Here is a 22,739-nt window from a genome sequence, read left to right on the forward strand (position 1 = left end):
AGCATCCTTTTATACAGTCTTTATTTAAGGACGCTCCTTTTGAATTTAGTCTATATAATAGTAAGGACATTGTGCACAAACTTTCGCATCAGCATTTACATACCAAATTCTGGATTATTGAAGTTGAAAAACTCCCGCATAATGGAATTCCTATTGCAAAAATAAAGACCTATCCAACGCCTATTTTGATTAGTAATTTTATTGATGAATTCTTTGATTAGCTATTTAGAAAGTTATTACGCAGAGTTGCACAAAGGAAAAATTTTATTAATCACGTTATCTATCTGTGAAAATCAGTGAAATCCATGTCCAAAAAAGAATCAGTTTAAAATCATAAGAAATCCGCGTCCTCTGCGTTCCATAAAAACCAGATGATTCGTATACTGTAAAAGCCATTCCACAGAGTTACACAGAGCACAAATAAAATAGAGATTCACAGAGAAATTTGATAAAGAAAAAAAAGCACTCTTACTATAAGTGCTGTACTATAATTTTCCCGTATTAAAAAATGACATAAAACGAATTATCAATATAGACTGACAAATTCAAACGGCAACAAATAATAACTCATATATTTTCATTACTTTTAAATAAGTCATTGCAAATGGTTAAATTTGCATCTAAATTTCAAATAAATTATGTCTGGCACTTTAAATAAGGTCATGTTAATTGGTCACTTGGGAGATGATGTGAAAATGCACTATTTTGATGATAAAAATTGCGTTGGACGATTTCCTTTGGCCACCAATGAGACTTATACAAGTAAGCAAACCAATGAACGTATTAGCAATACCGAATGGCATAATATCGTAGTACGCAACAAAGCCGCCGAAATTTGTGAAAAATATTTGAGCAAAGGCGACAAAGTATATATTGAAGGTCGTATCAAAACAAGAAAATGGACTGACGACAAGGGCATCGAGCGTTATTCCACAGAAATACAATGTACCGATTTTACGTTTTTGACCACAAAAAATGAAAATCAGGACAATCTTTCAAACCCAGGACAATCGGCATCAATCCCAAATACCAATAGTGCCGAACCTGAACAACATGATGATTTACCATTTTAAAAATCTAACTAATCCCTTTTGTATTGGACCCTGAACCCACGCAACTACTAATCTTTCTATCTTCGGATAACATCTCATTAATTATAGGAGTTATTTCTATATGTGTATTACTTACCTGCTCCGCGCTTATCTCGGGTGCTGAAGTAGCTTTTTTCTCACTAACGCGTTCTGACATTGACAATGGTTTACAGCAAAAATCGACTGCATTCCAAATTATATCAAAACTTCTGGAACGTCCTAAAAAATTATTGGCCACCATACTCGTTGCGAATAACTTCATCAATATCGCTACCGTATTGCTCTTTGCTACCATAAGTAAAGCGGCGTTTGAAGGGCGAAATATGATTATCAATATTTTCCAATTTAAATTGGATCTTGCTTTTATATTTGATGTGGTCGTTGCTACATTTTTAATTTTACTTTTCGGAGAAATCCTACCAAAGATTTACGCCAGCAGAAACCGAATTAAATTTGCAATGTTCATGGCACAACCCATTAAAGTCTTGGATGTTATCTTTTCGCCAATAAGTTTGCCTATGCGTTCTATCACAGTGGGCATCCACAATAAGTTGGGAAAACAGAAATCCAATATCAGTGTGGATCAACTGTCTCAAGCTTTAGAACTTACTAGCGCGCATGAGACGACCATGGAAGAACATAAAATCCTGCAAGGAATTGTCTCCTTCGGAAATACAGACACCAAACAGGTTATGCGTCCTCGAATTGACATTTTCGCTTTGTCGAACGATCTGAAATATTCTGAAATCATTCCAGAAGTCATTAAAAATGGCTATTCAAGAATTCCTGTTTACAAGGAAACCATTGACAATGTTGTTGGCATATTATACGTTAAAGACCTTCTCCCTTATATTGACCGAAAACAATTTGATTGGACCGCCTTGTTGCGCGATCCGTTTTTTGTGCCAGAAAACAAAAAGCTGGACGACTTAATGGCAGAATTCCAAGAGAAAAAAGTGCATTTAGCAGTTGTGGTGGATGAATATGGCGGTACTTCTGGCTTGGTATCGTTGGAAGATGTTATTGAAGAAATTGTAGGCGATATCAGTGATGAATTTGATGTTGATGATTTGATGTTTACCAAAATAGATGATTACAATTATTCATTTGATGGAAAAACAACCTTAAAGGAATTTTACAAAATCCTGAATCTTGAAGATGACTCTGACTTTGAAAACCATAAAGGCGAGGCGGAAACCATTGCAGGTTTCGTTTTAGAAATTTCAGGAGTTTTCCCACGACGTAACAGTAAAATAAATTTCAAAAATTACGTTTTCACTATTGAAGCTTTAGATAAAAAGCGCATCAAACAAGTGAAATTTACTATTTTAAAATGATAAAATTTAAAGTTTTAGCCCTTGCATTAATCGTTAGCCTCTGTTTTTCGTGCGGCGAAGATCCCGTTCCTAAACCAAAAGGTTTTTTACGACTGGATTATCCACCAGCGGAATATAAAGAAACAGATACCGATTTGCCTTTCACTTTCGAAAAAAACACCCTAGCACCGAAGATCAGAAAAGTCAAAATAGACGATAAAAATCGTTCATTTGGCATCAACATAGACTACCCGTCCTTAAAAGGCACTATTTACCTGACCTATATTAAGGTTACCGAAAACAACCTCATTCCTTTGATCAGAGACTCTCAAAACCTGACTCAAGAGCATACTCAAAAAGCAGATGTGATTGAAGGCGATTTTTACGAAAACAAAGACCATCGGGTGTATGGAATGTTCTATGAGATTGGTGGCAATGCTGCATCACAATCTCAGTTTTACGTTACAGATAGTGTCAATCATTTCTTGAATGGTTCACTTTATTTTTACGCAAAGCCCAATTATGATTCCATTTTACCTGCGGCCGACTATTTAAAGAAAGACATCAAACACATCATGGAAACCTTAAAATGGAAATGAAATGGTTAAAACTTTTGGTGTTAAAGCGAAAGTTTACTATTTTTTAGCGAATGGAAAAAGTTTAAACCACTACAATAAGCAACTTCTACTTTTGTAAATTACAATAATCATTATATTTGCTAAATTTTTCGACACAACACATGAAATGAGCATGCTAAAAATTTTAAAACCCATGGGAATGATTCAAAGCGAGCAACATGTGTCCATTAAAACAATAAGTACAAACACATGAAATGAGCATGCTAAAAATTTTAACACCAAAGAGAAAGATTAATGGCGAATAGCATGTGACCATTGAAAAACAATAAGTATATACACATGAAATACAAAAGAATTCTTCTCAAACTTTCAGGCGAAGCACTGATGGGAGATCGTCAATACGGAATTGACCCACAACGATTGGCAGAATATGCTGAAGACATTAAAGAAATCATTGAATTGGGTGTTGAAGTCGCCATCGTTATCGGAGGTGGAAACATTTTTAGAGGTGTTGCCGGTGCAAGCGCTGGTATGGATCGTGTACAAGGAGACCACATGGGCATGTTAGCAACAGTAATTAATGGATTAGCATTACAAAGCGCCCTCGAAGATGCAGGTATGCCAACACGATTACAATCAGCAGTGCATATCAACCAAGTCGCAGAGCCTTTTATCAGAAGAAAAGCAATGCGCCATTTAGAAAAAGGACGTGTGGTTATTTTTGGTGGTGGCACTGGAAATCCGTATTTCACCACCGATTCAGCAGCTGTTTTGAGAGCTATTGAAATAGAAGCTGATGTAATTTTAAAAGGAACTCGCGTTGATGGTATTTACAACACAGATCCTGAAAAAGACACCAGTGCAGTTAAGTTCGATCACATTACCTTTGATGATGTATTGAGCAAAGGGCTGAAAGTAATGGACACCACTGCCTTTACACTAAGTCAGGAAAATGAATTGCCAATTATTGTTTTTGACATGAACAAAAAAGGAAATCTTTTAAAAGTGATTTCTGGGGAAAAAATTGGAACTACAGTTAATCTATAAATCAAAACCTGCCATTTGGCTCATTTTTTGGATTGTTTTAGAAATAAAAATTTTTAACGATGAACGAAGACATTACCTTTATATTAGATAGTACAAAAGAAGCCATGGCTAATGCCATCAAGCATCTTGAAAAGCAATTTGGAAATATTAGAGCGGGCAAAGCGAGCCCAGCCATGTTAGGCAGCGTAATGGTCAACTATTATGGTGCTCAAACGCCATTAACCCAAATTGCCAACATAAATACACCTGACGGTCGGACAATTACCGTACAACCTTGGGAGAAAAAAATGATTCAAGAAGTTGAAAAAGGGATTCAAATCGCAAACTTGGGCTTCAACCCGATGAATAATGGCGACCTCATCATCATTAGTGTTCCACCATTAACGGAGGAGCGCCGACGTGACTTGGCTAAACAAGCCAAAGCTGAAGCTGAAGACGCCAAAATCGGTGTGCGCAGTGCAAGAAAAGATGCTAATAATGAAATCAAGAAGTTGACTGACGTTTCTGAAGATATTCAAAAAAGTGCAGAAGGAGAAGTACAACAATTAACCGATAAGTACGTTAAAAGAATTGATGAAGCCTTAGAGGTAAAAGAAAAGGAAATCATGACCGTATAATTTAAAGCGACTCACAAGTCGCTTTTTTTAGCACTACATTAACATTTATCCAATCACTATATGCAAAAATACTGTGCTTATCTTTTTTTTATCGTTTGTATATGGTCAACACAGTCACAAATTCCAACTAAAACGGGAGACACACTAACCGTTGTAGAACAGGATTCCATCAAGAAAAGCAAGTTTTTCAAACAAATAGGGAATGGCTTTTTCCCCACTAAATATATAGATATTGACCTTCGTTATCTGATAAAATATAATCAACATGAAGGGATACGGACTGGCTTGGGAGGAAGAACCAATGACAACCTTTCTGAAAAATACCGAATGAACGGCTATCTCGTTTATGGATTTAGAGATCATACCTTTAAATATAGCATTGGCGGAGGTTTTAGACTGTCTAAAGATTCAGGGACATGGATCAACCTTGCCTATACTGACGATTTACAGGAAACGGGAAGCTCCACTTTTTTAACTGACAAACGTTTCTTTTCGTTTTTCGAGCCTCGATTAATTAACATTAATCTGTTTCATCATCATATTACCAAATCAATAGCTCTTGAACATAGGATCACACCGTATTTGTTATCCGAGACCCAATTTTCTAGAAGTAATGTGAACCCAACCTACAACTATGCTTTTTTGGTGGATGAAACCGCTTTTAAGGAATTCCGGATGAGTATTGCAAAAGTATCCTTACAATGGAATCCGTTCAATACTTTTGAAAACGTTGGTGATGAAGAAGTTCAAAAGGAAGGTTTTCCAAACTTTACCCTTCAAATGTCTAAAAGCTTTAAAGATGTATTAGGTGGCGATTTTAATTTTACTAAAATAGACTTTAGGACGATCTATAAATTGGAACACAATGCCGAGGGCGACTCCTTTACAGAAGCCACTTTAACGGGCGGTATTGCCATAGGCACAACCCCATTGACCAATTTGTACCATGCCTACCCTAACAACATCAACAAACTGACCATTTTAAATCGGTTTTCTGTCGCAGGAATTAACAGTTTTGAAACCATGTATTTCAACGAGTTTTTTTCAGACCGGTTTGCAACTCTTCAACTAAAGCATGCCCTGAAGCCCTTTTATGATTCGAAATTTAGTAAACCACAAATGGTCTTGATTTCCCGTTTTGCTTTAGGAAACATGAGTAATATTGATCGGCATCAAGGTATTACTTTTGGCACACTTAACAAAGGATATTCGGAGGGTGGACTTGAGGTGAACAAGATACTTTTTGGATTTGGATTAAGCTTTGCCTACCGATACGGCGCTTACCATTTACCAATATTTACTGATAATGTGGCCGTGAAGTTTACCTTCAATCTTACCTTATAGAGGCCTTTCAAATATTTTGTTTGTTTTACCTTTGCAGTAGTAAAATAAGCCATGTTTAAACTGTCTACAATAAACTTCTGGAAGGTTGCGGCAAGATTAATCTTACGCAACAGAATTATCATTCTTATCCTTATTGCTTTAGCGACTTTTTTCTTAAGTACGCAATGGAAGTATATGCGCTTTACTTTTACGGAAGCCAATCTGCTACCTGACGACAATGAAGTTAATATTACTTATAACGAATTCTTAAGGATTTTTGGAGAAGAAGGCAATCTTGTGGTGCTTGGCGTCAAAGATCCGACTTTGTTTACGGTCGAAAAATTAAATGCCTGGAACCGGCTTTCTGAAAGTTTCAAGTATTATGATGAAGTCGATGCTGTCCTATCCATAAAAGATTTAAAGAAACTCGTCAAAAATACTGAAAAAGAGAGGTTTGATTTAGAACCTTTTATCAAGGATTCTTTGACATCATTGGAAGAAATTGACACCTTGCAACAAGAATTATTTCATAAATATCCTTTTTATGACAATTTCCTTTTCAATAAAGAAACCCGAACCATCAGGACTGCCATTTATCTTAATAAAGATATTGTCAATACCTCGACACGAAAAGATTTTATCGTCGATATTCTTCAACCTAAAATTGCTGATTTCGAAGCAAAATACAATCTGGATGTCCGAGTTTCAGGGATGCCATATATCCGAACCCTCAATTCTGAAAATATTGTGGGTGAAATCCCATTGTTTATTGGCGCAGCGCTTTTTGTAACCTCTTTCATTTTCTTTTTATTTTTCAGATCGTTTAGAGCCACATTAATCGCCCTTGTTGTGGTATGTATTGGGGTCATGTGGACTTTTGGTATTATTGGACTTTTGGGATACGAAATCACGGTGTTGACCGCATTAATTCCGCCGCTGATTATTGTTATTGGAATTCCCAACTGTATTTTCCTCATTAATAAGTACCAACAGGAAGTCAAACTTCATGGAAATAAAGTGAAATCCTTGCAACGTGTCATTACCAAAATTGGAAATGCCACTTTAATGACCAACGCCACAACAGCAACTGGATTTGCAACATTTATCCTGACAGAAAGCACGCTTTTAAAAGAATTTGGTATCGTTTCTTCATTGAGCATTATTTCTATATTTCTGCTCTCAATTCTGATTATACCTATTATTTATTCCTTTTTACCGTCTCCGAAAGAGCGCCATTTAAACCATTTCAACCGACGCTGGATCAATAGTTTTACCAATTGGATACAAGGCATGGTCAAACACCGCCGCATCACTATTTACTTGACTGCGGTATCGTTGTTAACTATAAGTATCATTGGGATTTTTCAAATCAAAATTTCTGGAAGTCTTATTGAAGATATGCCCCAAAACACAGAGTTTTTCAGGGATATTCGCTTTTTTGAAAATGAGTTCAACGGGATTATGCCTTTGGAAATCATGATCGATACCAAACGCAAAAAAGGCGTCATGACATTGAGCACGCTCAAACGCATGAATGAGCAGGAAGATCTTATCATTGAAATTCCGCAATTGTCGAGGCCAATTTCTGTAGTGAGTCTCGTCAAATATTCTAAACAAGCATATTATAACGGTAATCCAAAATATTATCAACTTCCTACCAGTCAAGAAAACAGTTTTATCTTGTCTTATGCCAAAAACTCCAACACTGAAGCTGATATGCTAAAAAGCTTCGTAGATAGCACCGGTCGTTACGCCCGCATTACCACCTTTATGAAAGATATTGGCACGGATAAAATGGAACGTATTGAAGAAGATCTTCAAACTGAAATCAATAAATTATTTCCAGCCGAAAATTATAACGTGACCATGACCGGAAAGGCCTTGGTATTTCAAAAAGGCACTAAATATTTGGTCAAGAATTTAGTGATTTCCCTCTCTCTTGCCATTTTTCTGATTGCTTTATTTATGGCGTATTTATTCAGATCTTTTAGGATGATCGTCATTTCATTGATCCCCAACCTTTTGCCGTTGTTAATTACCGCTGGATTAATGGGTTATTTGGGAGTTCCGATTAAACCATCGACTATTTTGGTATTTAGTATTGCCTTTGGAATTTCAGTAGATGATACCATTCACTTTTTAGCAAAATACCGTCAAGAACTACAAGCGAATAATTGGAAAATAAAACAATCGGTTTATGGGGCATTGCGCGAAACTGGTGTGAGCATGTTCTACACGTCCATTGTATTATTCTTCGGATTCTCAGTCTTTACCTTATCGAGTTTTGGAGGAACGGTGGCTTTAGGAGCCTTAGTCTCTACAACTTTATTATTTGCAATGTTATCCAATCTGGTACTCTTACCATCCCTGCTATTATCTTTAGAAAAAAGTATTGCCAATAAAGAGACATTGAAGAAGCCTTCGATTAATATAATTCCTGAGGAAGATGACTCAGAGAATGAGTCCAACTTAAATTCATAAGAAAAAGTATAAATAGCTTATTACAAGTCTAGCCGTTTATAATCAAAACACCTTATGTTGACCTAAGGTGTTTTTTATGTAGAAAAATATCTTTGAAAGTGATTCAAACTTTCGATCAAATTCTCTAAAGATATCGTTTTTTTTCTCTAATTTTATAAGACCTCCAAATTCTGTATTATCCTGATTCAAAAGGCCTTACTGCATCTATATAAATTTAATAATCTTAAAACTTGAATTATGAAAAAACATATACTTTTCTTCGTACTCACTTTTTTATTAGGTCTGTTTACTACCTATAGTCAGGAATCGCTGACTCATAAAATTGTAGAATATTATGATTCAGACACACAAGTTTATAGTGAAGCTCTCAAAGAAGAATACACTTACAACTCTAAAGGAGAATTAGCAGAAACTAAAGATTTTTATTGGTTATCCATTGCTTGGATTCCAGCTTCAAAAATTCAATATACATATGACAATAACGGCAACTTAACGGAGACTGTTTTTTCAAGTTGGAATGATTTCACAAAAGCATACACCAACATATTTAGAGATGTACTTACCTACACTAACAATAAAATCATTCAAGAAATAACCTATACCTGGGATAATGGTGTTTGGAAACCAGAAGATAAAACAGATTTTGTTTATTCCGGAAATAATATTGCTTCCTTCAATTCCTTCGAATGGAACGGTACGCTGTGGATTAATGATGAAAGAGGCGTTGTTAATTATGTGGCGAACAAAATATCAGAAATTATTATTGAAGATTTCGAAAATAATATCTGGGTCTTGTCTGACAAAACTATATATAAAAGAAATGCATCAAGCGATAGAATTGAAGAAATACTGTTCCAAACATGGGAGGGAGTAGCGTGGAAAAATGATGATAAAATTAATTTTACAACAGACACCAGTGGTAATAGAATTACTGAAATCTATTCAAAATCTCCAGACGGCATTATTTGGGAGGAAAATGACAAAATAGATTATACTTATGATAAGACAATCTTACTATCAAAATATAGAAATCCATTTAACACCAATTCATATCAAAATGATGCTGGGCTTGATGATATAGCTCATTACAACAAATTACTAACTAGTATCACGAGCGAAAACACCAGTGCCCAAATACCTGTTCGAGGTGCTGCAACCTGGGAGATTGAAACGAGATCAACCTATTACTATTCTGATGACACTATGGATTTAAACGACTTAAGCGACTCTAATTTTGTAAGCGTTTATCCAAATCCCACAACAAACATGTTTAACATCAAATTAAGAGATCAAATTCAAGCCGACGCTAGCCTATTTGATATTAATGGTCGCAAAGTTCTGGAAAAGAAAATTCAAGCTTTGAATACCTCGCTTAATATCGAAGCCCTTAATGCCGGAATATATGTCTTGAAAATTTATTCAGATAATGGTTTTGCTACTAAGCGCATTACAAAAAACTAATAGTAATCATACATTTATATTGCAATTAAAATCTCCATAATTGGAGATTTTTTTGCTTTTATAATGACCTGCATGTTTATTTCGAAGAGTAAAGACACGAGAAGAATCAAGTTGAAAAAATTACTCTCTAAAAGATAGGAGAGACAGTAAACCAAAAGATCTCAGCATTGAATTGAACAAATTAGCGTTGCTCATGGATTTATACCTCTAAACACTTGTTTTTTCGTCATTAAAGATTGAAAGCCATGAGGCTTTTTTTATCTTTGCACTCTTAAATTTATGACTATGACATCTAAAACCGTTGCAGAATTATTAAAAGCAGATTTTAAATCGCAAGACATTGATATTAAAGGTTGGGTAAGAACCTTTAGAGCGAATCGTTTTATTGCTTTAAATGATGGTTCAACACTTCAAAACATTCAGTGTGTTGTGGATTTTGAAAATACGGACGAAAAAACATTAAAGCGCATTACCACGGGTGCTGCCGTTCATATTAAAGGCCAATTGATCGAAAGTCAAGGCAAGGGACAATCGGTTGAAATTCAAGTAGACAAAATTGTCATTTTGGGAGATTCTGATCCGGAAACCTTTCCTATTCAGCCTAAAAAACACTCTTTTGAATTTTTACGCGAAAATGCACACTTACGTACTAGAACCAATACGTTTAGTGCGGTAATGCGTTTGCGTTCCACATTATCATTTGCCATTCATAAGTATTTTAATGACAACGGATTTTACTATATGCACACCCCAATCATTACGGGAAGTGATGCTGAAGGTGCCGGCGAAATGTTCCGCGTTAGTGCATTGGATCCAAAAAACCCACCATTAACTGAAGACGGCAAAGTAGATTATTCTGAAGATTTTTTCGGAAAGGAAACCAACTTGACCGTTTCGGGACAATTGGAAGCAGAAGCCTACGCCATGTCCTTAGGTAAAGTATATACTTTTGGACCAACTTTTAGAGCCGAGAACTCTAATACCTCTCTCCATTTAGCAGAATTTTGGATGATTGAACCAGAAGTTGCTTTTATGGATCTAGCCGGAAACATGGACCTTGCTGAAGATTTCTTGAAATCAGTGCTAAAATATGTTTTAGAACACAACCGTGAGGATTTGGAGTTTTTAGAACAACGCTTGTTGGAGGAAGAAAAATCAAAACCTCAAGCTGAGCGTTCAGAAATGAGTCTGATTGAAAAACTGAAATTTGTTATTGACAATAACTTCAAACGCGTTAGCTATACCGAAGCCATTGACATCTTAATCGATTCAAAACCTAATAAAAAGAAGCAATTCAAATATCTTATTACAGAATGGGGTGCAGATCTTCAAAGTGAACACGAACGTTTCTTAGTTGAAAAACACTTTAAATGTCCTGTGATTTTATTTGATTATCCTGCCAATATCAAGGCATTTTATATGCGTTTGAATGAAGATGGAAAAACGGTTCGCGCCATGGACATTCTATTCCCAGGCATCGGTGAAATGGTTGGTGGCTCTCAACGTGAAGAACGTTTAGAAGTTCTTAAGGAAAAGATGAAAGCCTTGAACATTGATGAAGAAGAACTATGGTGGTATTTGGATTTACGCAAATACGGCACCGCAGTACACTCTGGTTTTGGACTTGGTTTTGAACGTTTGGTAATGTTTGCTACAGGAATGGGCAACATCCGTGATGTCATCCCTTTTCCAAGAACACCGCATAATGCAGAGTTCTAAATAACCCTAATGACCAGACAGGTTTTAGAAACCTGTCTGGTCTTCCTTAAAACGTAAAACTTTCACAAAACAATTTATATTTTTCACTTATATAGATTGTTTTTTCTATTTTTAGAGTTAAACCTTGATACGCATGCTTAAACAGTACTTACAGTTCAAATTATCACAAAAGTTGTCGCCGCAACAGATTCAGCTCATGAAGTTGATTCAATTGCCTACACAAGCATTTGAACAACGTTTAAAGCAGGAAATGGAAGAAAATCCAGCCTTGGAATCAGGAAAGGAAGAGGATGAGTTCGATGACAAGTTTGACGAATTTGACAACACGCAGGACGAGTACGAAGAAAATGAACAAATTGGCGAAGACATCAACATTGACGAGTATTTGAGTGACGACGATATTCCAGATTATAGAACTCAAGTCAATAATTACAGTGCAGATGATGAAGATCGAGATATTCCGTTTGCAGCGGGAACTTCTTTTACTCAATATTTGACCACCCAATTAAACACCTTCAGACTAACGGATGATGAGCGTGATATTGCCGAGTTTTTGGTAGGCAGTGTTGATGAAAGTGGTTATATCCGTCGCTCGCTAGCAGAGATTATGGACGATATGGCCTTTACGCAGAATGTGTTTACGGACGAAAAATCAATTGAAAAAGTACTCCATATAGTTCATCAATTGGATCCTGCAGGCGTTGGCGCACGCAACCTTCAGGAATGTTTGAGCATCCAATTACATCGCAAGGAAAAAAATCCGGATGTAGAGTTGGCTATTCACATTATCGATACTGCATTTGATCAATTTACCAAAAAGCATTATAAAAAATTAATTCAAAAATTTGACATCACTGAGTTACAACTCAAGGATGCCATTGATGAAATAGAACGTTTAAATCCCAAACCAGGAGGTTCTTATGCGGGTAATAACCGCATTGTAGAACATATCGTCCCAGATTTTGCCATAAAGATTGTGGATGGCGAATTAGAGTTGACCCTAAATGGCAGAAATGCGCCAGAACTTCATGTGTCACGAGAATACAGCAACATGATGAAGGGCTATAAGGAGGCCAAGGAGAAGTCCAAATCACAAAAGGATGCGGTAATGTTCATCAAACAGAAATTGGATGCTGCCAAGTGGTTTATTGAAGCCATTAAACAACGTCAGCAAACCTTATTTGTGACCATGAGCGCTATTATGCACTATCAAAAGGAGTTTTTTTTATCGGGCGACGAGCGTAAGCTACGACCGATGATTTTAAAGGATATTGCTGATGAAATTGAAATGGATGTTTCTACGGTATCGCGTGTGGCGAACAGTAAGTATGTGGACACACCTTATGGCACCAAATTGATCAAGGAATTCTTTTCAGAATCCATGACCAATGACCAAGGCGAAGAAGTCTCCACTCGAGAAATCAAAAAGATCCTGGAAACGGTAATTGAAGATGAAAATAAGCGCAAACCACTTACCGATGAGAAACTAGCTTCCATTCTTTTAGAAAAAGGCTACCCTATCGCACGACGTACAGTTGCCAAATACAGAGAACAATTGGACATACCTGTGGCACGTTTACGAAAAAAAATATGATACATTATCTTTTAAAAAGTATCTCTTACATTTTTCATCCATTACTCATGCCCTTATTAGGGGTCATTTTCTATTTTTCAAAAACACCACGTTTTATCCCAGAACCGGTCATCAGGGCAAAAGTATTTTCGATTACAATTTTGACCGTCATTTTACCTATACTGATATATTTCTTACTCAAAACCATTAAACAAGTGGAATCTCTCGAATTAAAAACGAGCAAGGAGCGGATAATTCCTTTAATTCTAAACGTTTTGATCTTGATTCTGATCTTGAAAAGAGTCCTGCCTTATGAGGAAATTCCTGAATTATATTATTTCTATTTGGGCATTTTATTCTCAACATTAGCCTGTTTGTTTTTGGCATTTTTAAAATTCAAGGCAAGTATTCACATGATAGGAAGTGCAGGTTTTTTTATGTTTGCGCTTGCACTCAGCATCCATTTCAAGATCAACATCAATGGAACCATAGCTTTAATGTGCGTCATCCTTGGCGCTATCGCCACGTCGAGATTACACTTAAAGGCACACACCAATGCAGAGTTAGTGATGGGAGTTTTTATAGGATTAACACCGCAATTGGTGTTGTTGAATTACTGGCTGTAGAGATTAGGTGACGAGATAAAATAATAAACCTGCAATTTTAGCCATTTCAATTTGCTCCTTTTTCTTGTCAAATCTGAATTCATCAAAACGCTCAGTTTCTATTAGATTGTGACTTTTAGAATTTAAATGCGAATTAAAATTCAGAAAAAAATAAAAAAGCTTAACCCTTCTTGTGTTGTTAATTGTGCTTTCTTTCTCTTATCTGCATTTCTTAGCGCTTCTTTACTTTGCTTATCTTCCATTAGGCCATTCTAAAGCACATAGAAGATCAATCCAACGTTGATACTGTTCATGTCCATGGATTTGCCGTTTAGCTGTGCAGTGTCCTTAAAAATAGGATTAAGACCATAATAAACACTAAAGTTCCAAGTAGAATAACCTGCGCTAAGGGTAAGACCGTATTGCAATTTGTTGAAATCATCAATGCTACTATGTTTAATATCGTCGATACTCCCCCTGAATTTTGATGAATTATTAATCACGTAACCAAATTTCACACCGGTATAAATACGCCAAAAGTTATAATCCTTGGCTGTAGAGGTGCGCCAACGGTATTGTAATGGCACTTCAAACAAATACGTCGTGAACTTATTTCTTTTGATCGCTATTTGGCTTTCATCAATAATTTGATAGTTATAATCGCCAGTAGCATCTTCAGAAATTAACATGTTTTGATTGTAGGAGTTTACGGAGAGTCCCAAACCGATTCCGAACGCTTTATTTCTACGTTCATTAAAAGGAAAATCGCGAATTACCCCAAAATGCATGCCGCTTGAAAATGCACTTTGTTTGATTTCATTTGGCTTATTACCAAGAAGATTATAGGTCACTGACAAGTAGAATTGATCCTCTCTGTACTTGTAATCCACAAAAGTGGTATCGACATCTTTAGGTTGCTGTGAAAACACCATTGAGGACATCAAAGAGAACATGACAATAAATAGAACGGTCTTCATACTACAAATATAAATGATATTGCTGCACTTTTGAATCTTGACCAAAAAAAAAGCATCCTAATAACTTAGGATGCCTTATAGACTATTTAACTGATAAACTAGTTTTTTCTGTTCGAAGAAACATCACCTTTTTTGGTGGTATAGTTTATTTTCAATGCATTCTCTTTTCTAAGTTCTTGCTTAACGTCACTGACAATACCCATATTGGCATTCTCATCCACTTTAAGAGCAACAGTCAAAAACGGAACAAGCTCCTCTCTTTTTGAGGCTCTTTCAGAGGCAATAAAAGATCTAATTTCGGATAAATCAGCAAACTTGTCATTTAATTGAATACGAGCTTCCTTACCGAATTTATTTTGAAATGCCTCAGTTGGTTTTCCAATATAAATATACATTACCAAATCTTTTTTATCAAGTTTCTCAACCTGGTCAGCAAATGGTAATTTATTTTCAATCTTCAGCGTAGTTTCACGCATTGTAGTTGCCACCATAAAAAAGAACAATAGCATAAATACAATGTCAGGTAATGACGCTGTTGATATTGCCGGTAATTCGCCTGACTTCTTTTTATTAAATTTGGCCATATTGATGTTTTTCTAAATTATTATTGAACCTCTGATAGCTTTTGAGGATATTAAAGCTTAATCCTTTCGATTTTCTCCTTAAGAGTTTCCTTATTTCCTGCCCAATTGACATCACTCAGATTGGCTTCCATTTGCTTCAAAGTTACACCATAAAGTTCCATAGCTCTTCTGTCTCTTAACTGATTGTAAGCTGCTACCAATTCGTTTTGAACCGAGATGTACATTGCGTACTTGGTCTCCCTCTCATTCTTTAACGAAATGATGGCTTTATCAGGATGGTCAGATGATGCTGGGTCCTTTTTACCATGACAGTAATCACAAGGTTTGCCATTGACATCGACACCGCCCCCATTATCCAAAAATTCAACGGCTGCTTTTCGCAAATCTTTAAGTTCCATCAACTGCTCTTCAACCATAAGTTGATTCCTTCCGTTAATAAGAACCGTAAAGATATTTTTCTCCCTAATGATAGGTGGAGTGACTTCTGAGTCATCTATCGGTGGTAATTTTCTGTTTAAACCTGTATCTGTTGTAATGGTAGTCGTTACCAAGAAAAAGATAAGAAGTAAGAATGCAATATCAGCCATTGATCCTGCATTAACTTCGGGTGCTGATCTTTTTGCCATAATTACTTAGTTATTTTTTTGACTCCTGATAATAACATTGCTCCAGCAGCAGCAATAATAAGGATATAAAATGCTACAAGTCCTGCGCCCACCAAGTGTGATTCACTTTCTGTAGCGGGAGCTCCGTTATACATATATTGAGACGCATCAGAACCACTAGACAATACATATGATATCACTAACACAGCTGCAAAAGCCCCTACTCCTATTAACGTACTTTTAATCGAAGCTGTATTTGTAAACAGATTCTGTATCACGAAAAACAAAACGAAAGCTAAGGTCATCGCAAAAATAATGTATGTTACATAAAGCATTGGGTCTATGATGGCGGTGTCGCCATCAAGCGCAGCAGCATTAATAGCATCATCACCCTTTGCAATTACCATCACTAAAAAGATGATACCTGCAAGACCGAGAAGCCCAGCTACTATTTTTAATATTTTGTGTGCTTTCATAATTTTATTTAATTGTGCGGTTTATTTTTTGTATCTCACTAGCAAATCCATCAAAGTGATAGATGCATCTTCCATATCGTTTACAATACTATCAATCTTAGCGATGATGTAATTGTAAAACACTTGAAGGATAATTGCTACGATAAGACCAAATACCGTTGTTAAAAGTGCTACTTTAATACCACCTGCAACAAGTGATGGTTGCATATCTCCAGCAGCTTCAATTTTATCAAAAGCCTGAATCATACCGATTACAGTACCCATGAACCCAAGCATTGGTGCCAATGCGATGAACAACGAAATCCAAGACACGTTTTTCTCCAACTGACCCATTTGTACACCACCGTAAGCTACAACAGCTTTTTCAGCAGCATCTAAATCTTCATCAGCTCTATCCAAACCTTGGTAATAAATAGATGCAACAGGTCCTTTTGTATTTCTACAAACTTCTTTTGCAGCTTCGATACCGCCAGATTGTAAAGCATCTTCTACATTCTGAACTAATTTTTTAGTATTGGTAGTTGATAAATTTAAAAAGATAATTCTTTCAATAGCAATTGCAAGTCCTAAAATTAAACAAAGCAATACAACGCCCATAAATCCTGCGCCACCTTCAATAAAACGTTTTTTTAATTCTTGATGAAACCCAAGGTCTTGTCCAGCAGCATTAGCTGTCGTCTCGTCCTGAGTTACTGTTGCAACCGTTGTAGTTGCCATTGATGCTGTAGCTGCATAGTTATTTGCACTTACAGTTCCGAAAGCCATGATTCCTGCAATGGCTAGGATAGAAAATAGTCTTTTCATTGTTCTGATCTTAATTTATTAGTTAAAGTGTTAAAGATATAAAAAAATTGTAATTAAAAAATAAAATTACGGAGAGTGTTTTTAGATCAATGTTGTTACCAACTCTATAATACTCCCCGTGATTAACAAAAAATTTCGATAACGAAGTTTGACCTCAATGTGAAACACAACCATCATCAAAATTAAGTTGCAGAGAGAAAGGGATTCGAACCCTCGATACCCTTTTGAGGTATACACGCTTTCCAGGCGTGCGCCTTCGACCGCTCGGCCACCTCTCTAAAATTTAAAGTTCATTTGCTTTGTCAAATAACGAAAAAATATATTGGCGTAAAAAATTTTATTCGTTAATTTTAAGACATTTCACCTCTTAATGATGTTTCGTATATGGTTTTGAACGATTTAGCAGAAATTTTTTCTCCCAACAAATACATCAATTTGGTCACTGCAGCCTCAGTTGTGATGTCTTTTCCTGAAATAACCCCTATATTTTTAAGCTGAGAACTGGTTTCATACTGTCCCATGATGACACTTCCGCCCGAACATTGGGTCACATTTATCACAGGAACTCCCTTTTTTATAGTTTTTTCGACCAAATCTGTAAACCAATTTTCGGTCGTTGTATTTCCTGCGCCATAGGTTTCCAATATGATTCCTTTAATATGAGGAGAGGAAAACATGCACTCCAACACCGTTTTTGAGATTCCCGGAAACATCTTTATTAAGGCAATATTGTTCTCCATTTTTTTATGAACCGTGAATTTTTTTCGGACATTAGGTTTAAAAAGATGTTCTTTTGACACTTTTAAATGCACACCAGACTCTGCTAAATCAGGATAATTTAAGGACTCAAAGGCTTCAAAGTGTTCCGCATTTATCTTGGTCGTTCTATTGCCTCGATACAGTTTGTATTCAAAATAAAGCCCTACTTCCGTAATGACTGGCTTCCCATGATGCTGCAAGGATGCCATTTGTATGGACGTAATAAGGTTTTCCTTGGCATCGGTACGTAAATCGCCAATGGGCAATTGAGACCCTGTAAATATGACTGGTTTTGCTAAGTTTTCTAACATAAAACTTAAGGCAGAAGCCGAATAACTCATGGTATCGCTACCGTGTAACACTACAAATCCATCAAAGTCCTCATAATTATGTTCAATAATTTCAGCAATTTGAACCCAATAGTGCGGATTCATATTAGAGGAATCAATAGGCTCTTCAAAGGAAATGGTCTCGATATGGCAATCCAACAACTTCAATTCTGGAATATTTTTCAACAAATTACCAAAGTCAAAAGCTTTTAAGGCGCCCGTATCGGCATCTTTGATCATGCCAATGGTGCCGCCTGTATAGATTAATAAGATGTTGGGCTGAGTGTTCATAATTTAAACTTTAAATATCGCTTTAGAGTTTTCAGTAGTAATTGCGGCTATGACTTCTTGAGACAGGCCATAAAGTTCTGAAAGTTTTTCAAGTACCTTTATAATGTACGCACTTTCATTGCGTTTTCCTCTATAAGGCACTGGCGCCAAATAGGGCGAATCTGTCTCTAAAACAACATGTTCCAAATCTATTTGATTCAAAAACTTATCAATGCCGCCATTTTTAAAAGTAACCACTCCGCCAATACCTAATTTCATATTAAAGGAAATGGCGCGTTTCGCTTGTTCTATATCGCCCGTAAAACAATGAAAGATCCCGAATAGGTCATCCGATTTTTCGGTTTCCAAAACCACAAAGATTTCATCAAATGCCTCTCTGCAATGGTTAACTATTGGTAGCCGATACTGTTTCGCAAGCCGAATTTGGTGACTGAAAGCCTCCTGCTGGATTTCCAAGGTGTTTTTATCCCAATATAAATCAATGCCTATTTCACCAATCGCAACAAATTTTCTTTTAGAAAGGAGCTCTTCCACATGGCGCAACTCTTCCATATAATTCTCCTTTACGGAAGTAGGATGCAATCCCGTCATTAAATGCACATGATTAGGAAAATCAGCTTCCAACTGAAGCATTGCTTTGGTATAAGACGAATCGATTGCTGGAATAAAAAAACGGGTCACGTTAGCTGCGATTGCACGTTCAATCATCACCTTTCGATCGTCATCAAAGGCGTCACTATATAAATGAGTATGGGTATCTGTAACAGTCATCCTACAAAAGTAGAAGTTCTTTTAGAAATAATCGTAATTTACCTGATAGAGAATAAAATCTCAAGATCATAATTTATAATTTCAGGATGAACTCTATTATGTATTGACGACATTGGTAGTTTGTCAAACTTTGAATCCATTAGTTTTGAGCTAAGATTAAACATCAAAATTGACACTAAAACAGTAAACAAACCTATTTTTATTATTTCATTGGGACCTTGGCATTTATTATTGGTCTATTTTTAGGATTTGAGAATTGAAAAACAAATGATAGAGATGATTGACCCTAATAATACGCCGCTTGAGGATTTTCTTTTAGAAAAAGGATATACCAAAGTCAAGCTTAAACTGACCAAAACAAACCATTTCGAAATCAAAGCAACTATTAACGGTGTCAAAGGCCTATTTATTTTAGATACTGGCGCTTCTAATTCGTGTGTAGGATTTGAGGCGATAGATACTTTTAAATTGAAAGCCAAGGACTCGGAGATCAAAGCCGCTGGAGCAGGCGCCACAGACATGTTGACCCAAGTTTCCAAGAAAAATAAACTTAAAATAGGAAAGTGGAAAAAAGACAAAGTGCCTTTAATACTTTTCAATCTAACTCATGTCAACACGGCACTTCTCAACTATAATTCTAAACCCGTAGATGGTATCATAGGCGCCGACATTTTAAAGAAAGCAAAGGCCATTATTGATTATGACAAAAAGTATGTCTACTTAAAGTTGTAATCGTCTTCCTTCGTTATTGCTATTATATAGCTATCTTTATACCTCCTAAAACTTCAGATTAAAACACATGAAAGCCTCTATCATAATAGCAGACGACCATCCTCTTATCCTTAAAGGATTATCCGATTTTTTAAAAGAAAAAGATTTCAATCTTATTGGAAGTGCTGTAAATGGGAAAGAAGCTTTCGAGATGATTAAATCCGATAAACCGGATGTCGCCATCTTGGACATACAAATGCCTTTTTTAACAGGACTACAAATTGCAGAAAAATGCAAAAACTTAAGCCTTTCTACCAGGATCATTCTGATCACTTTTGAAAAGGACGAAACGACCTATAAGAAAGCCAAAACTCTTGGAATTTATGGTTATGTCCTTAAGGAATTTGCATTGGTAGAAATCGAAAACTGTATTGCAGCTGTTTTGGAGGGGAAATCCTATTTTAGTCCAGAGCTCATCGAGTTTTTAGAAATTGTTGAACCTCCTGCAGAATGGGAATTGATGACACCTTCCGAAAAGGAAATCTTAAAACTTATTGCCAAAAACAATACTGGTGTTGAAATTGGGGAAATCCTTAGCGTTTCTACACGAACAGTCGAAAAACACAAAAGCAATATCATCAAAAAACTAGAACTTTCCCACAAACAAAACAGCCTTTTAATTTGGGTAAAAGAAAATCAGGATTATTTCTTGTAATCTTAAGTAGAAATTTAATTTAAAGTTTCTAACCTCATAACCTTCACTAAGCCTCTAATTTAGCGTAAAAAAAGCAGCATACGCACCTTAAAATATTGTTTTTTTATAAGAATTCTTCCTTTTATTGAAATATACGTAAAGTTACGTATTGCATGATGTTGCATTATTGCTGATATTTGTAATGCTATTAATTCTTAGGGGAATTATTTTACGAAAGGCTCTGAATTGTCATTGATTCAGGGCTTTTTTAATTTGAGAACCTGAATAATCAACTTTTTTTCAAACCTCAAATACAACCAACTAACCTCTAGTGCTTTGCGATTTTAAAAGTCTAAATACGTAAAGTTACGTATTGTTTGGTCTTACATAATTACTGAAATTTACAGCAATAATTATAACACTATTTATGTGATTTCTTTGTGAATCCACGAATATAAGCCGATCAATAGAAGAAATCCAAATCTCTAAAAAGACCTATGAAAATCATGAAAAACAATCTTGAAAGTGGCAATCAACTATTAATCATCGGATTAATATTGAGCGCCATACTAATCATAACGGCAAACATTATTGTAGGTTTTTCTTAGTTATTAGTTATTCGAAAAAAGGGCTACTTAAAATTTTAAGTAGCCCTTTTTTATCATATTAAATATTCTGCTTACAGCTCTAATGCTCTCTTAACGTCATTATCCATGAGTAACTCCGTTGGATTTTCAAGCGCATTCTTAATCGCTACCAAGAATCCTACACTTTCTTTCCCATCAATAATTCTATGGTCATACGATACAGCTAAGTACATGATTGGTCTAATTTCCACATGTCCATCAATAGCTACAGGGCGTTCTACAATATTATGCATTCCTAAAATTGCACTTTGTGGCGGATTGATGATTGGTGTAGATAACATACTACCAAAAACACCTCCATTAGAAATTGTAAACGTTCCACCGGTCATCTCATCTACTGTAATTTGCCCGTCACGAGCTCTAATCGCCAATCGCTTCACTTCGGCTTCAACACCTCTAAAGGTTAGGTTTTCTGCATTTCTAATGACAGGAACCATCAATCCTTTTGGTCCTGAAACCGCAATACTGATATCACAGAAATCGAAGCTGATCATTTCCTGACCATCAATCATAGAATTCACTGCAGGATATTCCTTCAATGCCTTAACGGCAGCCAAAGTAAAGAAACTCATAAACCCTAAACCAAGTCCATGTTTATTTTTGAAGGCTTCTTTGTATTCTTCTCTTAATTTGAAAATCGCAGTCATATCGACCTCATTAAAAGTGGTCAACATCGCTGTTTCGTTTTTGGCAGATACCAAACGCTCAGCAACCTTACGACGCAACATCGATAATCTTGAACGTGACTCTCCACGTCTTCCCCCAGTTGGTGTCCCCATTGAAGGCACCGCCTTAACGGCATCATCCTGAGTGATACGACCATCTTTTCCTGTTCCGGTAACATCTGAAGCAGACATATTTTTTTCTGCCAACACTTTTTTAGCTGCAGGACTTGCGGCACCTGAAGCATATGTTTTTGGAGCTTCTGTTTGAACTTTAGCAACTTCTTTTTCGACTTTTTTCTCAACAGCACCTTCACTCTCAGTCTTAGTGCCCTCTGAAGATTTGGAGTCAGCACCAGCAGGTTTCTCAGCAGAAGTGTCAATCAAGCAAACCACTTGACCAACAGCAACCGCATCACCTTCTTCTGCCTTAAGCGTAATAATTCCGCTAGCTTCCGCAGGAAGTTCTAAAGTAGCTTTATCACTATCTACTTCAGCAATAGCCTGATCTTTTTCTACATAATCGCCATCTGCAACTAACCATGTTGCAATTTCTACTTCTGTAATGGACTCTCCTGGTGAAGGAACTTTCATTTCTAAAATCATAGTTCTTATTGT

The 22,739-nt window shown here is 36.2% G+C and carries 21 protein-coding genes, 1 tRNA gene and 1 pseudogene; 14 read left to right on the forward strand and 9 right to left on the reverse strand.

Translation table 11 applies throughout. The features are described from left to right. The 12 genes and pseudogenes from ABIQ28_RS06060 to ABIQ28_RS06115 all read left to right on the forward strand — a co-directional run. A pseudogene (locus tag ABIQ28_RS06060) lies at positions 1 to 221 on the forward strand (A/G-specific adenine glycosylase); the annotation flags it as partial. Between the two features lie 417 nt (positions 222 to 638). Beyond that, positions 639 to 1,073: a single-stranded DNA-binding protein gene (gene ssb / locus ABIQ28_RS06065; protein WP_348035984.1), complete on the forward strand. Its 435-nt coding sequence runs from the start codon at positions 639 to 641 to the stop codon at positions 1,071 to 1,073. A 23-nt stretch (positions 1,074 to 1,096) separates the two neighbouring features. Next, positions 1,097 to 2,428 (forward strand): gliding motility-associated protein GldE, encoded by a 1,332-nt coding sequence (locus tag ABIQ28_RS06070; protein ID WP_348035985.1) that lies wholly within the window; start codon positions 1,097 to 1,099, stop codon positions 2,426 to 2,428. Next, positions 2,425 to 3,006, forward strand: coding sequence for a gliding motility lipoprotein GldD (gene gldD, locus ABIQ28_RS06075; protein ID WP_348035986.1), 582 nt, complete (start codon positions 2,425 to 2,427; stop codon positions 3,004 to 3,006). Before ABIQ28_RS06070 ends, gldD begins: the two co-directional genes overlap by 4 nt. 318 nt (positions 3,007 to 3,324) lie before the next feature. Further along, positions 3,325 to 4,032, forward strand: a complete 708-nt coding sequence (pyrH, locus tag ABIQ28_RS06080) for a UMP kinase (protein ID WP_348035987.1) — start codon at positions 3,325 to 3,327, stop codon at positions 4,030 to 4,032. A gap of 59 nt (positions 4,033 to 4,091) precedes the next feature. Next, positions 4,092 to 4,649, forward strand: coding sequence for a ribosome recycling factor (gene frr / locus ABIQ28_RS06085; protein WP_348035988.1), 558 nt, complete (start codon positions 4,092 to 4,094; stop codon positions 4,647 to 4,649). 60 nt (positions 4,650 to 4,709) lie between these two features. Then, the gene (locus ABIQ28_RS06090) at positions 4,710 to 5,993 is read left to right on the forward strand and encodes a hypothetical protein (protein ID WP_348035989.1); all 1,284 of its coding nucleotides are present in this window, start codon (positions 4,710 to 4,712) and stop codon (positions 5,991 to 5,993) included. A 51-nt stretch (positions 5,994 to 6,044) separates the two neighbouring features. Continuing rightward, positions 6,045 to 8,453 (forward strand): efflux RND transporter permease subunit, encoded by a 2,409-nt coding sequence (locus tag ABIQ28_RS06095; protein WP_348035990.1) that lies wholly within the window; start codon positions 6,045 to 6,047, stop codon positions 8,451 to 8,453. A gap of 237 nt (positions 8,454 to 8,690) precedes the next feature. Further along, complete coding sequence (locus tag ABIQ28_RS06100) at positions 8,691 to 9,914, forward strand: T9SS type A sorting domain-containing protein (RefSeq protein WP_348035991.1); 1,224 nt, start codon at positions 8,691 to 8,693, stop codon at positions 9,912 to 9,914. 285 nt (positions 9,915 to 10,199) lie between these two features. After that, a complete protein-coding gene (gene asnS / locus ABIQ28_RS06105; RefSeq protein WP_348035992.1) occupies positions 10,200 to 11,633 on the forward strand; it encodes an asparagine--tRNA ligase in 1,434 nt (477 codons plus the stop codon). A gap of 133 nt (positions 11,634 to 11,766) precedes the next feature. Beyond that, positions 11,767 to 13,227 carry an RNA polymerase factor sigma-54 gene (rpoN, locus tag ABIQ28_RS06110; protein ID WP_348035993.1) on the forward strand — a complete coding sequence of 487 codons (1,461 nt, stop codon included), beginning with the start codon at positions 11,767 to 11,769 and terminating at the stop codon, positions 13,225 to 13,227. Further along, complete coding sequence (locus ABIQ28_RS06115; protein WP_348035994.1) at positions 13,224 to 13,832, forward strand: hypothetical protein; 609 nt, start codon at positions 13,224 to 13,226, stop codon at positions 13,830 to 13,832. Before rpoN ends, ABIQ28_RS06115 begins: the two co-directional genes overlap by 4 nt. A gap of 251 nt (positions 13,833 to 14,083) precedes the next feature. Here the strand turns inward: ABIQ28_RS06115 and ABIQ28_RS06120 are convergent, their stop codons facing one another. From ABIQ28_RS06120 to ABIQ28_RS06155, 8 genes are all read right to left on the reverse strand, one after another. Then, positions 14,084 to 14,788 carry a porin family protein gene (locus ABIQ28_RS06120; protein WP_348035995.1) on the reverse strand — a complete coding sequence of 235 codons (705 nt, stop codon included), beginning with the start codon at positions 14,786 to 14,788 and terminating at the stop codon, positions 14,084 to 14,086. Positions 14,789 to 14,886: 98 nt separating this feature from the next. Further along, positions 14,887 to 15,372: a biopolymer transporter ExbD gene (locus ABIQ28_RS06125; protein ID WP_348035996.1), complete on the reverse strand. Its 486-nt coding sequence runs from the start codon at positions 15,370 to 15,372 to the stop codon at positions 14,887 to 14,889. A 50-nt stretch (positions 15,373 to 15,422) separates the two neighbouring features. Further along, positions 15,423 to 15,998: a biopolymer transporter ExbD gene (locus ABIQ28_RS06130; RefSeq protein ID WP_348035997.1), complete on the reverse strand. Its 576-nt coding sequence runs from the start codon at positions 15,996 to 15,998 to the stop codon at positions 15,423 to 15,425. Positions 15,999 to 16,000: 2 nt separating this feature from the next. After that, positions 16,001 to 16,453, reverse strand: a complete 453-nt coding sequence (locus ABIQ28_RS06135; RefSeq protein WP_348035998.1) for a hypothetical protein — start codon at positions 16,451 to 16,453, stop codon at positions 16,001 to 16,003. A gap of 21 nt (positions 16,454 to 16,474) precedes the next feature. Continuing rightward, positions 16,475 to 17,257, reverse strand: a complete 783-nt coding sequence (locus ABIQ28_RS06140) for a MotA/TolQ/ExbB proton channel family protein (RefSeq protein WP_348035999.1) — start codon at positions 17,255 to 17,257, stop codon at positions 16,475 to 16,477. A gap of 190 nt (positions 17,258 to 17,447) precedes the next feature. Then, positions 17,448 to 17,535: transfer RNA gene (locus ABIQ28_RS06145), tRNA-Ser, on the reverse strand. Between the two features lie 72 nt (positions 17,536 to 17,607). Then, a complete protein-coding gene (locus ABIQ28_RS06150) occupies positions 17,608 to 18,636 on the reverse strand; it encodes an asparaginase (protein WP_348036000.1) in 1,029 nt (342 codons plus the stop codon). A 3-nt stretch (positions 18,637 to 18,639) separates the two neighbouring features. Then, positions 18,640 to 19,407 (reverse strand): TatD family hydrolase, encoded by a 768-nt coding sequence (locus ABIQ28_RS06155; protein WP_348036001.1) that lies wholly within the window; start codon positions 19,405 to 19,407, stop codon positions 18,640 to 18,642. A gap of 276 nt (positions 19,408 to 19,683) precedes the next feature. Between ABIQ28_RS06155 and ABIQ28_RS06160 the strand changes: the two genes are divergently transcribed. Continuing rightward, positions 19,684 to 20,139 carry a retropepsin-like aspartic protease gene (locus tag ABIQ28_RS06160; RefSeq protein ID WP_348036002.1) on the forward strand — a complete coding sequence of 152 codons (456 nt, stop codon included), beginning with the start codon at positions 19,684 to 19,686 and terminating at the stop codon, positions 20,137 to 20,139. A 67-nt stretch (positions 20,140 to 20,206) separates the two neighbouring features. Then, positions 20,207 to 20,833: a response regulator transcription factor gene (locus ABIQ28_RS06165; RefSeq protein ID WP_348036003.1), complete on the forward strand. Its 627-nt coding sequence runs from the start codon at positions 20,207 to 20,209 to the stop codon at positions 20,831 to 20,833. 658 nt (positions 20,834 to 21,491) lie between these two features. Here ABIQ28_RS06165 and odhB read toward each other — a convergent pair. Next, positions 21,492 to 22,727, reverse strand: coding sequence for a 2-oxoglutarate dehydrogenase complex dihydrolipoyllysine-residue succinyltransferase (odhB, locus tag ABIQ28_RS06170; protein ID WP_348036004.1), 1,236 nt, complete (start codon positions 22,725 to 22,727; stop codon positions 21,492 to 21,494). Between the last annotated feature and the right edge of the window lie 12 nt (positions 22,728 to 22,739).

It is taken from the genome of Gelidibacter sp. (genome assembly GCF_039916245.1).
In the GTDB taxonomy this organism is placed as follows: Bacteria; Bacteroidota; Bacteroidia; order Flavobacteriales; family Flavobacteriaceae; genus Gelidibacter.

Coding starts and splice junctions, on each gene's coding strand:
- ABIQ28_RS06160 (WP_348036002.1), top strand. CDS start 19,684: ATGATTGACCCTAATAATACGCCGCTTGAGGATTTTCTTTTAGAAAAA.
- gldD (WP_348035986.1), top strand. CDS start 2,425: ATGATAAAATTTAAAGTTTTAGCCCTTGCATTAATCGTTAGCCTCTGT.
- odhB (WP_348036004.1), bottom strand. CDS start 22,727: ATGATTTTAGAAATGAAAGTTCCTTCACCAGGAGAGTCCATTACAGAA.
- rpoN (WP_348035993.1), top strand. CDS start 11,767: ATGCTTAAACAGTACTTACAGTTCAAATTATCACAAAAGTTGTCGCCG.
- pyrH (WP_348035987.1), top strand. CDS start 3,325: ATGAAATACAAAAGAATTCTTCTCAAACTTTCAGGCGAAGCACTGATG.
- ABIQ28_RS06155 (WP_348036001.1), bottom strand. CDS start 19,407: ATGACTGTTACAGATACCCATACTCATTTATATAGTGACGCCTTTGAT.
- ABIQ28_RS06165 (WP_348036003.1), top strand. CDS start 20,207: ATGAAAGCCTCTATCATAATAGCAGACGACCATCCTCTTATCCTTAAA.
- ABIQ28_RS06095 (WP_348035990.1), top strand. CDS start 6,045: ATGTTTAAACTGTCTACAATAAACTTCTGGAAGGTTGCGGCAAGATTA.
- ABIQ28_RS06100 (WP_348035991.1), top strand. CDS start 8,691: ATGAAAAAACATATACTTTTCTTCGTACTCACTTTTTTATTAGGTCTG.
- ABIQ28_RS06140 (WP_348035999.1), bottom strand. CDS start 17,257: ATGAAAAGACTATTTTCTATCCTAGCCATTGCAGGAATCATGGCTTTC.
- frr (WP_348035988.1), top strand. CDS start 4,092: ATGAACGAAGACATTACCTTTATATTAGATAGTACAAAAGAAGCCATG.
- asnS (WP_348035992.1), top strand. CDS start 10,200: ATGACATCTAAAACCGTTGCAGAATTATTAAAAGCAGATTTTAAATCG.
- ABIQ28_RS06115 (WP_348035994.1), top strand. CDS start 13,224: ATGATACATTATCTTTTAAAAAGTATCTCTTACATTTTTCATCCATTA.
- ABIQ28_RS06130 (WP_348035997.1), bottom strand. CDS start 15,998: ATGGCAAAAAGATCAGCACCCGAAGTTAATGCAGGATCAATGGCTGAT.
- ABIQ28_RS06120 (WP_348035995.1), bottom strand. CDS start 14,788: ATGAAGACCGTTCTATTTATTGTCATGTTCTCTTTGATGTCCTCAATG.
- ABIQ28_RS06150 (WP_348036000.1), bottom strand. CDS start 18,636: ATGAACACTCAGCCCAACATCTTATTAATCTATACAGGCGGCACCATT.
- ABIQ28_RS06125 (WP_348035996.1), bottom strand. CDS start 15,372: ATGGCCAAATTTAATAAAAAGAAGTCAGGCGAATTACCGGCAATATCA.
- ABIQ28_RS06135 (WP_348035998.1), bottom strand. CDS start 16,453: ATGAAAGCACACAAAATATTAAAAATAGTAGCTGGGCTTCTCGGTCTT.
- ABIQ28_RS06090 (WP_348035989.1), top strand. CDS start 4,710: ATGCAAAAATACTGTGCTTATCTTTTTTTTATCGTTTGTATATGGTCA.
- ssb (WP_348035984.1), top strand. CDS start 639: ATGTCTGGCACTTTAAATAAGGTCATGTTAATTGGTCACTTGGGAGAT.